This window comes from Pseudoxanthomonas sp. 134C1, assembly GCF_057773065.1.
In genome coordinates this window covers 235,945-248,319 of the sequence record NZ_JBYMTH010000003.1, presented here as the reverse complement: position 1 = coordinate 248,319, position 12,375 = coordinate 235,945, and the positions used below count along the sequence as shown (strand labels likewise).

13 protein-coding genes are annotated in these 12,375 nt (G+C 63.0%); 10 read left to right on the top strand and 3 right to left on the bottom strand.

Features of this window, described 5'->3' with window-relative positions; all coding sequences use genetic code 11:
- Positions 1 to 27 precede the first annotated feature (27 nt).
- The 4 genes from AC3DEZ_RS08235 (at position 28) to AC3DEZ_RS08220 (ending at position 3,704) form a co-directional block, all read left to right on the top strand.
- A complete protein-coding gene (locus AC3DEZ_RS08235) occupies positions 28 to 1,167 on the top strand; it encodes an RHS repeat-associated core domain-containing protein (protein WP_488387766.1) in 1,140 nt (379 codons plus the stop codon).
- Positions 1,161 to 2,033, top strand: coding sequence for a hypothetical protein (locus AC3DEZ_RS08230; RefSeq protein ID WP_488387765.1), 873 nt, complete (start codon positions 1,161 to 1,163; stop codon positions 2,031 to 2,033). Before AC3DEZ_RS08235 ends, AC3DEZ_RS08230 begins: the two co-directional genes overlap by 7 nt.
- 100 nt (positions 2,034 to 2,133) lie before the next feature.
- Positions 2,134 to 3,153 carry a hypothetical protein gene (locus AC3DEZ_RS08225; protein WP_488387764.1) on the top strand — a complete coding sequence of 340 codons (1,020 nt, stop codon included), beginning with the start codon at positions 2,134 to 2,136 and terminating at the stop codon, positions 3,151 to 3,153.
- Positions 3,150 to 3,704 carry a hypothetical protein gene (locus AC3DEZ_RS08220; RefSeq protein WP_488387763.1) on the top strand — a complete coding sequence of 185 codons (555 nt, stop codon included), beginning with the start codon at positions 3,150 to 3,152 and terminating at the stop codon, positions 3,702 to 3,704. The genes AC3DEZ_RS08225 and AC3DEZ_RS08220 overlap by 4 nt, the downstream gene beginning before the upstream one ends.
- A gap of 247 nt (positions 3,705 to 3,951) precedes the next feature.
- Here the strand turns inward: AC3DEZ_RS08220 and AC3DEZ_RS08215 are convergent, their stop codons facing one another.
- Complete coding sequence (locus tag AC3DEZ_RS08215; RefSeq protein WP_488387762.1) at positions 3,952 to 4,443, bottom strand: GNAT family N-acetyltransferase; 492 nt, start codon at positions 4,441 to 4,443, stop codon at positions 3,952 to 3,954.
- Positions 4,444 to 4,663: 220 nt separating this feature from the next.
- On the opposite strand from AC3DEZ_RS08215, the gene AC3DEZ_RS08210 reads away from it, so the two are divergent.
- From AC3DEZ_RS08210 to AC3DEZ_RS08185, 6 genes are all read left to right on the top strand, one after another.
- Complete coding sequence (locus AC3DEZ_RS08210; protein WP_488387761.1) at positions 4,664 to 5,299, top strand: DUF6348 family protein; 636 nt, start codon at positions 4,664 to 4,666, stop codon at positions 5,297 to 5,299.
- A 312-nt stretch (positions 5,300 to 5,611) separates the two neighbouring features.
- Positions 5,612 to 7,831 carry a TonB-dependent siderophore receptor gene (locus tag AC3DEZ_RS08205; RefSeq protein ID WP_488387949.1) on the top strand — a complete coding sequence of 740 codons (2,220 nt, stop codon included), beginning with the start codon at positions 5,612 to 5,614 and terminating at the stop codon, positions 7,829 to 7,831.
- Positions 7,828 to 8,889, top strand: a complete 1,062-nt coding sequence (locus tag AC3DEZ_RS08200) for an alpha/beta hydrolase (protein WP_488387760.1) — start codon at positions 7,828 to 7,830, stop codon at positions 8,887 to 8,889. Before AC3DEZ_RS08205 ends, AC3DEZ_RS08200 begins: the two co-directional genes overlap by 4 nt.
- The gene (locus tag AC3DEZ_RS08195; RefSeq protein ID WP_488387759.1) at positions 8,886 to 9,173 is read left to right on the top strand and encodes a hypothetical protein; all 288 of its coding nucleotides are present in this window, start codon (positions 8,886 to 8,888) and stop codon (positions 9,171 to 9,173) included. The genes AC3DEZ_RS08200 and AC3DEZ_RS08195 overlap by 4 nt, the downstream gene beginning before the upstream one ends.
- Positions 9,170 to 9,472 carry a hypothetical protein gene (locus tag AC3DEZ_RS08190; protein WP_488387758.1) on the top strand — a complete coding sequence of 101 codons (303 nt, stop codon included), beginning with the start codon at positions 9,170 to 9,172 and terminating at the stop codon, positions 9,470 to 9,472. The genes AC3DEZ_RS08195 and AC3DEZ_RS08190 overlap by 4 nt, the downstream gene beginning before the upstream one ends.
- Before the next feature lie 20 nt (positions 9,473 to 9,492).
- The gene (locus AC3DEZ_RS08185; protein WP_488387757.1) at positions 9,493 to 11,106 is read left to right on the top strand and encodes a PepSY-associated TM helix domain-containing protein; all 1,614 of its coding nucleotides are present in this window, start codon (positions 9,493 to 9,495) and stop codon (positions 11,104 to 11,106) included.
- A gap of 99 nt (positions 11,107 to 11,205) precedes the next feature.
- Here the strand turns inward: AC3DEZ_RS08185 and AC3DEZ_RS08180 are convergent, their stop codons facing one another.
- Both AC3DEZ_RS08180 and AC3DEZ_RS08175 read right to left on the bottom strand, forming a co-directional pair.
- A complete protein-coding gene (locus tag AC3DEZ_RS08180; RefSeq protein ID WP_488387756.1) occupies positions 11,206 to 11,754 on the bottom strand; it encodes a dihydrofolate reductase family protein in 549 nt (182 codons plus the stop codon).
- Positions 11,751 to 12,152, bottom strand: a complete 402-nt coding sequence (locus AC3DEZ_RS08175) for a VOC family protein (protein ID WP_488387755.1) — start codon at positions 12,150 to 12,152, stop codon at positions 11,751 to 11,753. Before AC3DEZ_RS08175 ends, AC3DEZ_RS08180 begins: the two co-directional genes overlap by 4 nt.
- Positions 12,153 to 12,375: the final 223 nt, after the last annotated feature.

The following is a 12,375-nucleotide window of genomic DNA, read 5'->3' as shown; positions in this document are numbered from 1 at the left end:
AGGAGTTGTTGGCTGAGTGGAGCTGCGTTGGTCGCCCAGAGTCCGGCTTCGCTCACTAATAGCCGCATCTACGACGCGGCCCTGGGCCGGTTCCTGCAACCGGACCCGCTGGTGCAGTCGCCGGACAACGCGCAGAGCTGGAACGCGTACACCTACGTGTTCAACAACCCGCTGGCGTACACGGACCCGACAGGGATGTTCACGTTCCGGCAACTGGTGGGCATCGCCATCGCGGTCATCGGCACGCTGGTGGCGCCGCAGTTGGGCAGCGTGTGGGCCAAGATGGGCTATGCGATGGCGATTGGTTTCGCCAGCGGCTACGTGGCGACGGGCACCTTCAAGGGCGGTGTCATCGGCGCGTTCTCGGCAGGCGTCACCGTGGGCATCGCCAACGCAGGCAACCTGGACCCTTGGCAGAAAGTGGGTTTGCAGGCCACGACCGGCGGGGTGGTGGAAAGTCTGGGCGGGGGCAGGTTCGGGCACGGGTTCGTGTCCGCGGGCGTGACCGCATCGGTGATGCCGCAGGTGGGTCATATCCGCAATGACACCGTGCGGACCACCGTTGGGGCATTGGTGGGCGGAACGCTGTCCAAGGCCACGGGCGGGAAGTTTGCCAACGGGGCGGTCAGTGGGGCGATTCAGGGGGCGATGAGTAAAGGCCCACCAAGAAAATCCAGTGGAAAGCCAGTGCTGAAATTTGGTGCGGGGACAGAGCGGATGAAGGCTGCTTGGGAGGAAAACTCTGCGGTAATAATCAAAGATCTCGCCAGCGATGGGAAGGTCTTCCCAAACGGCATGATTTACAATGTCGTGGCTGTAGAAGTCGTTGATTCAGAAAATGGAACAGCAGAGTTTGATGGAGAGTCAATCCTTGTCAGTAAGGAAAGTCTCGATGGGGCTTGGACAAGTAAGCAACTCGCTGGAATCATCAGGCATGAGTTGAGTCATGCATTTGACTATTTAAATGGGAATTTCAAATTCATTAAATCGGGAACCTTGGATCAAATCATAGAAAACAAGGTTAATGTTGCGAGATCGGAGATATCGGCATATGAAGCCGATATACGATACGCGAACCACTATGAGTTCGATGATATTTACTTTATAGATCAGTATGAGCGAGCTATCGAAGGGTATCGGGCGTGTGCGGAGGAAAGGTTGTGCTGAATATTCTTGTTGTCAGCCGTTCTTTGGGCTTGGGAAGTCTCTTGGTGTTTCTCTCTTTGTTTGATCTGAAAGCGCAGGAAATAGAGCGATATGCTTTTCAAGAACTAAAGGTGACTGGCAATATCGCAGAAATGGGGGTTGTTGTGTTCAATTCAGGGGAGCGTGCTGGGTTTTACTTGGATTTTACGAAGGCGATGGCGCGGGGGTGCGGCTCGGGACTTTCGGTGAATTCTGATTATTCAGAATCAAGGTTCAAGAGAGTTTATGGCTGGCTGGAGCCGGATGCATGGAGTTACAGGTCTGTTGAATTCTCATCCATGGAGGAGCTGAGTAAAGATTGTAAAATTGATGTTGATATTGAATATATTCGTGAAGGCGGGGTGAGGGATAGGCGTGCTTCAGGGCTTGTTGGAAGTCATGATTTTAAGAGGGTTACAGGTGGGTGGAGGGGGTTTGTGGATGAGCATTCGTTGAGCGATGAGGGAATAAAAATGGCATACCCGCTTGTCGAGTTTCCCGGTGGGCATGCAGGTAAAGCTACGATCGGATTGTTGGTGGTAAATGATAGGGATGATTCTTTTTTATTGAAATTTAGCAATCTCATTTTTGTCTGTCGGGATGGCGGGTCACTGCTTGCCAAACAGAAGGAGCTTGGCGTCTGGGTGGATTCTGGAAGTGCGGGGCATGTTGAATTTGATTTGGGGGGAGAAATTTCGTCTGCCAAAGGTGGCTGCACTTTGAGTCTTGATTATTCGGTGGAGTGGTTGGACGGGCGTGTTCTTAAATCGAAATTTTCGTTCGATAAGATCATTCATGGGAGAAGGGTTGCGCTAGGCAGAATGGGGAAGGAAAAGATAGCCGAGTAGCTGTGATGGTGCGGTCTTGGGGGGGCTGGGGTGCGCGATTCTAATAGCCGGATCTGTGCAGTCACCGGACAACGCGCAGAGCTGGAACGCCTACACCTACGTGTTCAACAACCCGCTGGCGTACACGGACCCGACGGGGATGTTCACGTTCCGGCAACTGGTGGGCATCGCCATTGCCGTCATCGGCACGTTGGTGGCACCGCAGTTCGGCAGCGTGTGGGCCAAGATGGGCTATGCGATGGCCATCGGTTTCGCCAGTGGCTACGTGGCGACGGGCACCTTCAAGGGCGGCGTGATTGGGGCGTTCTCGGCGGGCATCACCCTGGGCATCGCCAACGCGGGCGGTCTGGACGCCTGGCAGAAAGTGGGTTTGCAGGCCACGACCGGCGGGGTGGTGGAGAGTCTGAGCGGGGGCAGATTCGGGCACGGGTTCGTGTCCGCGGGGGTGACCGCATCGGTGATGCCGCAGGTGGGCCATATCCGTAACGACACCGTGCGGACCACCGTGGGCGCGTTGGTGGGCGGTACGCTGTCCAAGGCCACGGGTGGGAAGTTCGCAAACGGGGCGGTGAGTGGGGCCATCCAGGGGGCGATGAGCAAGCGTGCCGATGAACGGGCTCAGACTGAGCCGTATCTCAAGAACGGAAAAGTTGCGTCCACCGATGTTGGAGATGAGACGGGAGGCGCATATCTCGAACAAGCGAAGAGAGATTTTTATACGCTTAGGCGGTCGGGCGACCTTCCCGCAGAATTCGGCTTCCTCACAGAGATAGAAAATCGCGAGTCGGCAGGTCTATTGGGTCGAAATCCAGTATTGAGCGAGTATCTGGATGCTACGTACTATGATGTGGAAGGGTACGCGGAGCGTATAGGTGGTGATCGAGTCTCAATTATCGGGTATGCGAGCATAGATGGTTATGGTTATCCAAGTAAGCCGATTCGATTCTTTAAGGGGTCAATGACATCTGATCGGTTGGAAAATTTAAAGAACTATGGTCACGAAGTTCTACACAGAAATCCTAGGTTTGCTCAGCGCTGGATTCGTGCAACAAGCCAGCCAGCGCACGATCAAATCCATAGAGAAATGGATGAAGTAATTGATAGGATTAGACTGCCATGAAAGTAAACGCAAGTTCAATTTTGTTGGCTGCCCTGCTTTTGATTTCATTTGAGCTGCAGGCACTGACTCCAGCAAAGCAGGATGTACATGCGGAGATTCGCAATGCAAAATCAGTGGCGATCTATCGAGTTGTCTCGAGCCGGTGTCTTGAGTTCTTGAAAGTTGGAGGGTGCAAGAGGGCACAATATGAGTTGTCTATTGTCAGCAAGTTGAAAGGCGTGCTGGGTGAGAATGTAACTACTATCCGTGCGGGAGTTAGGCCTGGGTTTCTTACTTTGGGCTCGTTGGTATTGGGTTATGAAAATTCGTACGGACATAAGCGAAACCAGTCTCGCCAAGAGTTTGGATTGCTTCCTATTGCTGATATCAGCATTGATGGGGTTGATGAGCGCGTTGTCGTTCTTTCCGAAGAAGAGGTTGCGCCGAATGTGAGGCGTGTTGGATTTTATGAGCGCGGATCAAGTCCTCCGAGAGAAATTATATTTAATGAGAATACTGGTCGTTACATAATGCGGGTTGCGCCATTTGGCTCGCTAGTAAAGATCAAATAGTGGATTTTTTGGCTGCAGAAAAATTTAGTTCAGTGCCACTACGGTCTGCGGCAATCGGCGTAGGCTAAGTGACCCCAGCAGCAGCGGCAGCGCGTCAGCCACGACGATGCGCGACTTCACCGGCCACGAGATGGTGGACGCCAGCGGGTGCGCTTCCGGTACGGTCCGGACGGATAGCACTACAAGCGCGAACGACGGATAGAAAAGTGATATGGATCGTGCGCGAGGCAGGAGAATCACTGAACGCCTAGAGATCCTTCCTCAGCAGGACGACACACCGGCCATCGGAGTTCTCCATTTCGCCGATGGCGGCGAACCCCATCCGGTGATGGAAGGCGAGGGAGGCGGGGTTGGGCGGGATGAGGTTGACCTCGCAGCACAGAACGGTCGCGCCGAGGCGGTGGGCCTGTTCCGTCAGGGCCTGGTAGAGCATCCGGCCGATGCCGGTGGCGCGGGTATCGGGGTTGACGACGATCTGGTCCACGTAGAAGAAAGGTGCGTTTATCAGGGAGCGCAGGGCGAGGAATTCCTCGCCGTCGTAGGGATGGTCGTGGACGAAGGCGAGGGCGTAGCCGGCGAGGTCGCCGTCGTCCTGCACGGCGGCCAGGTGAAGCGGGGACAGGGCCAGCAGGCGGGCCAGTTCCGAGGCGTCGAGTGCGAATACGGCAGGAGCCGCCGCCCGGTTGAGGCGGAGGACTTCGCTGGTGTTTTCGTTTCGCAGCGGTCGCAGGGTTGGCATCAGTCGGGGTGTGGATTCAACCGGTGTGGTTGGTATCCATATCACAGGTGGTTGCGGGGGAGCGGAGCAAAGCTCCGCTCTACGGGTGTCGCGCTGCCCGCATCCGCCCTTCGGGCACCTTCCCCCGCAGGCGGGGGAAGGGTTCGGATGTGCAATTTGGGGCGCTTGGCGGATCGGGTGGCAGCCGCGATGATGACGTCTGCAAACGAAGCGAATCCCGATGATCACCTCAACCGTCACCGAAGCCCTGTCCCAGCTGTTCGATGCGCATCGCATCGCCCACGTCACCCACGGCGACTGGATCGCGCCCGACGGCGAACTGCCGGCGATGCGCGCGGTCTGGCATCCGGGCGAGGCGACCGGGCGGCTGGATGTCCAGGTGGTGCTGCCGGACAAGACCGTCGTCGAGGAGAACTTCGCCGGACTCGGCGAGGGCGAGGATGGACTCAATGACGGGATGGCGAACTTCACCCGCAATTCGTTCCACGTATTCCTGTCGGCGCTGTGGGGGTGGAGGGACGAGGAACAGGTGACGGTGGAGACGTGGTCGTTCGGTGACAGGGACTACGCCGCGCACATCGGCAACTTCGGCACCCGTGGCTCGGCGGGCATGCAGCCGTCGATACCGGAGGATCTGTTCGCCCGGCTGGAAGCCGCCATCCGCGCCGAATCGCCGACCGGCCACACCCACTGGTTCCGCTTTTTCTTCTGCAATCTCAATGGCACGTTCACCGTCGAAGCACTGCGCGACAACGAGCCCTGGGGAGCGGGCGAGCACGCCTTGAAGTCGGCGGACTGGCCCGCGCAGGACGGGTACTACAGCGTCCGATTGTTCCTGATGCTGCGGGCGGTCTGACGGCCGGATCAGATCGCCGTCGCCGTCATGCCCGCGAACTTCAGCGGTCGATTGGCGGGTCAGGCAGGCATCCGTTCCTGCGCGGTGTCGCGGGATTCGCGGAGGATTGGCCTCGCGCGGAGAGGGCACCCGTCGGTTCGCTGTCCCATGGGATGCCGGCCTGCGCCGGGGCGACGGGCGGAATCCCGGGCACTTCCCCCGACTTGATTTAAATCAATTGCGAATCATTCTCATCCGGGTAGAATTGCCCCGATAGCCGCTGCGGACGCAGTCAGCCAACCCTCTTCACTCCAGGTTGGTTCCGTGTCCACCATGCATCGGCGCGCTTTCGCGCGCACCCCGCTTTCCCTGTCCCTCGCTTCGCTCCTCACGCTGTCCGCCAGCGCCATGGCGCAGACCGCGCTGCCGTCGGCGGGCGAGGCGGACGCACCCGCGCCCACCACGCTCGATACCATCCGGGTCAACGCCTACCGGACCACGTCCCACGCGCAGGGTGCGACCAAGACCGACACTTCCATCGCCGAGACGCCGCAGTCGGTGTCGGTGATCGCGCGCGAGGAACTGGACGCGCGCGGCGTGCAGAACCTCAACGACGCCATGCGCTACGTGGCCGGCGTCAGCCTGGAAAGCACCGGCATCGACAACCGCGTCGACGATTTCCGCATCCGCGGTTTCGATGCCGGCAGCTGGAGCAACAACGTCACCCTCGACGGCATGCGTGCGCCGCAGGGCGGGCAGTGGAACCGGACCATGTTCGACAGCTGGAACCTGGAGCGGGTGGAAGTGCTGAAGGGGCCCTCCGCGGTCATGTACGGCCAGGTCGCTCCGGGCGGCATGGTCAACCAGGTCAGCAAGACGCCGCGACCGGACGCCGAACGGCAGCTGCGCATCGGCGTGGACGGCCACGGCCAGGCCAGCGCGGCGTTCGATGTCGGCGCGGGCAAGCAGGGCGACGCGCATCTGTTCCGTCTGGTCGGCCTGTATCGCGACGGTGATACCCAGATCAAGCACACCGAACAGAAGCACGGCTTCCTCGCGCCCAGTTACAGCTGGCAGATCGCCGAGCGCACGCGACTGACCCTGCTGGGCCTGTACCAGAAGGACGATGGCGGATCGACCTACCAGTTCCTGCCGATGGCCGGCACGCTGGTGCCGACCGCTCATGGGCGGATGAAGAACACCACCTTCATCGGCGAGCCGGACTGGAACACCTTCGACCGCACCATCTGGACCGCCGGCTGGCTGTTCGAACACGCCTTCAATGCGAACTGGACGCTGAGCCAGAGCGCGCGGCGCACGCATGTGGATTCGCTGTTCCAGACCGTGGTCACCAGTGGCGGCCTCAATCCCGACGGCCGCACCCAGAACCGCCGCGCCACCTGGGGCACCGGCGATTCGGACGGCGACACCGTCGACACCCGCCTGCAGGGCAAGTTCGACACCGGCGCGGCCTCGCACACGCTGCTGCTGGGCGTGGATTGGCAGAAGGCGGACTGGGAGGGCCGGCGCGGCGCGATGACCAACCCGGCGCCGATCGACATCTTCCGTCCGGTCTACACCGGTTACGTGTCGGTTACCCGCACCATCAGCATCACGCGCGGCGTCAACCGACAGACCGGCGTGTACCTGCAGGATCAGATCGCGCTGGACAACTGGCGCTTCACCCTCGGCGGTCGCTACGACTGGACCCGGGACGACACCGCGACCGCCAGCCACACCGTGGCCACGGGTGTCACCGGTCCGTGGACGCGCACGCGGCTGGACGCCGAGGCGTTCACCGGTCGTGCTGGCGTGGTGTATCTGTTCGACAATGGACTCACGCCTTACGCGAGCTATGCGGAGTCGTTCCAGCCGTCCACCACCAGCGTGCTGCAGAGCTTCACCCGCACGCCGTTCGATCCGATCACCGGCAAGCAGTGGGAAGCCGGCCTGAAGTACCAGCCCGCCGGCTTCGACGGCCTGATGACGCTGTCGGTGTACGACCTGCGCCAGCAGAACGTGCTGACCCAGGATCCGGACGCGGCGCACGACACCTGCGGCGCCACCGGCCAGGACCAGTGTTCGGTCCAGGACGGCGAAGGCCGCGTGCGCGGCATCGAACTGGAAGGCCGCATCACCCCGCTGGAAGGCTTCAGCGTGATCGGCGCGGCGACCCGGATGGATTCGGAGATGACCCGCAGCGATCTGTACCAGGGCAAGCAGATCGCGATGGTGCCGGACTACACCGCGTCGCTGTGGGCGGACTACACCTTCCAGGGCGGTGCGCTGGCCGGGCTGAGCCTGGCCGCCGGCGTGCGTTACAACGGCGAAAGCTACGGCGACAGCGCCAATCTGTACCGGATTCCCGCCTACACGCTGTTCGACGCGGCCCTGCGCTACGACCTTGGCGATCTCGGTGGCGTGCATACGCAATTCAGCCTCAACGTCAGCAACCTGTCGGACAAGCTGTACGTGTCGACCTGCGGCGGTGTGTCGTCCTGCTACTACGGCAGCGGCCGCACGGTGTTGGCGACGGCGAGATTCAGCTGGTGAGGGGGCTGTCGGGCCTCCTCGTGGTGATGGTGCTGCTGGCGATGGCGGTGCCCGCCATCGCGCAACCGGATCCGAGCCGTCGCGTCGGCACCACCGTCGCCGATACCGGTGTGCCGGGATATCGCTTCGAACGCGTCACCCTGGCGTCGGGAGAAGGGCGGGAGTATCGGTTGAACCTCGCGGTCCCGCTCGCGCCGCCACCCGCCGCGGGTTATCCGGCGGTGTGGCTGCTGGACGGCAACGCGGCGCTGATGGAGACGCCGGCGGCCCTGGTGCAGGCGCTGGCGAAGGCGCCTTCGCCGCCGCTGCTGGTATTCGTCGCCCACGACAACGACCTGCGCATCGACGGCGCGGCGCGCGCGCACGATTACACCCCGCGCCTGCCCGGCGGGGATGCCGTGCAGGTGGACCCGATGGGACGCCGCAATGGCGGCGCGGACGGCTTCCTCGACTGGCTGACCGGTGCGGCGCGCGAGCGCGTGCGCCGGGTGGCGCCGCTGGACGATGCGCGGCAGGCGATCTGGGGGCACTCCTACGGCGGCGTGCTCGTGCTGCATGCGTTGTTCTCGCGGCCGGAGTCCTTTGATGCCTATGCGGCGGTGGATCCGTCGTTGTGGTGGGGTGACGGCTACCTGTTGAAAGAGGCTGACGAAGCCGCGCCGTCCAAGGACGTAGCGTTGTGGTTGGCCGCGGGTGAGAACGTCGCTGTGCCTTCGGGAAAAGCGCCCCCATCCCAGCCTTCCCCCGTACACGGGGGAAGGGGCGGAAGCGTGGATCGCTCGCCTGAAAACTCCCTCCCCCGCATGCGGGGGAGGGCCGGGGTGGGAGCCACCGAAGCCGAACCCCGACCCGCAAACGCGGACCGACCGGATCACGCGCCGATGCGGCGCGCGCGCGATGCGGTGCCGCCCGGCGCGGCGAAGGATCTGGCGGAACGGCAAAAGGCGCGTGGCGTGGATACGCGTTACGTGCCGCTGCCGGGTCTTTCGCACGGACAGACGCTGGGCGCGTCGTTGCCATTGTTCCTGCGCGCGTTCGCGGGTCTGGCGTCCCCATGAATACCGTTCTGGTCGTAGTGGCCGCGGGCACCGGCGTCGCCGGTGCCGTGCTGCTTTACCTGGCTTCCCCGCGACAGTCGTGGCGCGCCGCCGGACCGTGGCCGGCGCGTGCGCGCGGCTGGCCGGGCGGCCTGTGCCTGTTGATTTCGCTGCTGGCACTGCTGCAACTGCTGGGCGCGCTCGCCGCCGCGTTCACCTGGCTCACCCTGCTGATGCTGGTGTGGTCGGTGATGCCGTTTGCCGGCGCGTGGCGCGCGCGCCATCGGAAGAGGGCGGACCGGTGAGCCGGCCCGCGCCGAAACTGCAGAGCCGGCATTGGCTGGGCAAGAGCTGCGCGGGCCTGCTGCTGGGCTTCGGCCTGGCGCTCGCGGTGTCGGGCCTGTTCGCCTGGTGGGGACCGGGTGGCATCGCCGGTGGACCGGGCAAGCTGCAATTCAACATGTGGCTGATGGCGCCGATCTGGGCGCTCGTGCTGGGTTTCGTCTTCCTGTTCCGCACCCCGCTGCGCGCGTGGCTGTGGCTGTCGCTGGCCAACGCGCTGGCGTTCGGGCTGCTGTACGCCAGCCGCTGGCTGCCGGGTTGATTCTTTCCATCGGATCCCGCATGCGCATCCGCAACGACATCATCAAGGTCTACAAGGACGTCCACATCTGGGTGGGCATCCTCAGTGGACTGTGCCTGTTCATCGCGTTCTATGCGGGCGCGCTGACCATGTTCGAGAAACCGATCGAGCGCTGGGCCAGTCCGCCGAGCCAACTCGCGCCGGCCGTGCCGCTGGAGCGGGCACCGGAGCTCGTCGCCGCCACCGTCGCCGCGCATCCGGAAGCCGCGCGCGATTACGAAATCCGCATCACGCCCACGCCGGATGCGCCGGCGCGGATGCTGTGGCACGTGCGGGGCGAGCGTCGGGGGGACGTCGCCAGTTTCGCCGCCGCGCTGGATGGTGAAGGCCGCCTGCAGACCCGCGCGCTGGAGAAGACCGAGGTCGCCGAGTGGATCGACATCCTGCACCAGCAGGTCGGCCTGCCGTTCCCCCACGAAGTGGCGATGCCGATCATGGGCATCATCGCGCTGCTGTACTGCGTGGCGCTGGTATCCGGCGTGATCGTCCTGCTGCCGACCCTGATCAAGGATCTGTTCGCGCTGCGCATCGGCCACAACCTCAAGCGCATGTGGCTGGACGCGCACAACGCGCTGGGCATCCTGAGTCTGCCGTTCCACATCGTCATGGCGCTCACCGCCGTGGTGTTCGCTTTCCACGATCAGTTCTACGACCTGCAGGAACGGGTGGTGTATCCGACCGCGATCGAATGGGGCGGGGAACCGCCTCCGCAGCGGCCAGCGGGCGCGCAGGTGCTGGCGCCGGCCGAACTGGTGCGGCAGGCGCGGTCCCAGGCGCCGGGTTTCGAGGTGCTGGCGGTGAGCTACCAGAGCCGTGGCGGGGTGACCCGGGTGCGGCTGGAGGGCGTGGACCCGCGCCATCCGATCCGTGGTCGCATCTCCACCCAGATCGGCGCCAATCCCTATACCGGCGAACTGCATCGGAACGACATTCCCGGGCGCCATGCGGGCTACGAGACCGCGATCGCCAGTTTCTTCAGCCTGCACTTCGGCAACTTCGGCGGGTTGCCGGTGCGGTGGGCGTACTTCCTGCTCGGCCTGGCCGGCGCGATGCTGTTCTACACCGGCAACGTGCTGTGGCTGGAGTCGCGGCGCAGGAAGGAGCGCGGCCAGGGCGCCGTCGCACAGCGCCGTTCGAGCCGGGTGATGGCCTGCCTGACCGTGGGCGTGGCGCTGGGCTGCGTGGCCGGCATCTCCGCCACGCTCGCCGCGGCCAAGTGGCTGCCGGCGCGCGTCGAAGATCCGGCGCTGTGGCATCGGCTCGTCTACTACGCGGTATTCCTGGGTGCGACCGGATGGGCCTTCCTGCGCGGCGCCGGCCGCGCGTCATCGGAACTGGCGCTGTTCGCAGCGGCCGCAACCCTGCTGATTCCACTCGGCAGTCTCGTCGGGCACTGGGGCCTGGGCGGCGCGTGGTTCCCGCCGGGTGTGCTGGCATGGGTCGACGGGATCGCGCTGCTGGGAGCAGGCGCACTGCTGCTGATGGCGGTGCACGCGCGGCGGCGCGCGCGCTTGGGTCCCCGCGACAGCGTGTGGGCTGGGCCGGGCACGGGCGTCCCGGTGGCATCGCAGGAGCCTCTCACATCGGATAGCTGATTCCACGCGACAGGCATGTGCGGGTCCACCAGGGCAAGGCGATGCGAAGAAGGGAGTGTTCATTGCCTGCGTCGCGCAACGCACTTGAGGGGCGGCGTGTTACCGCGCGCGCTGAACGGCGTAGCGTTCCTGGACGAAGCCATTTTCGGAATGCGTTGCAGCGATCAGTCGCAGCTTCTGTTCGGGGGCATCGGCACCGAACAGCGGTATTCCATTGCCCAGCAGCAGCGGGACGCGGGTGATGGTCAGCTCATCGATCAATCCGGCCCGCAGGAAGCGTTGCACGGTGTTGCCGCCGTCGATGTACAGGTGGCGGCATCCTTCTTCGGCCAGTTGCCGGGTGATTTCTTCCGGCGAACCACTCATCCATCGCACGTTGGCGGGCTGGCCGGCGGAGGTGTCAGGCGGCCGCGTCGACAGCACGATGACCGGCAGGGCGCCATAGGGCCATTCGGGAAAGGTGCGGACCTTGTCGTAGGTATGACGTCCCATCACCAGGGCGTCGACATCGGCGATGAAGGCTTCGTAGCCGAGCCCGTTGAGCAGGGAAACGGCGTATTCGGGGCGCAGCAGCCAATCGATATCACCGTCCGCTCCGGCAATGTAGCCGTCCACGCTGGTGGCGATGTAGACCGAACACTTCGTCATGCCAGATCCCCGCGATGGACCAGATGGATCTTGTTGCCATCGGGATCGCGCAGGTAGGCGCCGAAATAGCCTTTGCCGTAGTGCGGGCGTTCGCCGGGCTCGCCTTCGCTTCTGCCACCCGCCAGCAGTCCGGCGGCGTAAGCCTGCGACACTTGCTGTTCATCGCCGGCGAGGAACGCCAGCATGCTGCCGTTTCCGGCGCTGGCGGGCTGCCGATCGAACGGTTGATAGACATAGAAACGGGGCAATGCCTGGCCCGGCTTGATCCAGCAGCGGGCCGAGGGGCCGCCATCCGGTGTCACTTCACGCTGCCGCAAACCCAGCGGCAACAAGATGGCGTCGTAGAACGCGGCTGCGGCATCCAGATCGCTGACACCCACGGTAACGTGACTGAACATGAATTTTCTTCCCGACAACAATGATCTTTTGTGACTGGAACAGTATCAGCGTTGCCGGCGGATGGACAGTTGGATGGCGTGCCTGTTCGCATTCAACGCTCGAAGATCCGTCGTTGTCATCGAAGATACAGGTGAGGGTGCCGGCATCGATGAACATGCCGCAAGACCCGTCATCATCCCGATGGAACTTCGGGGGCAAAGACGGAGCATCGGGACAATGCAC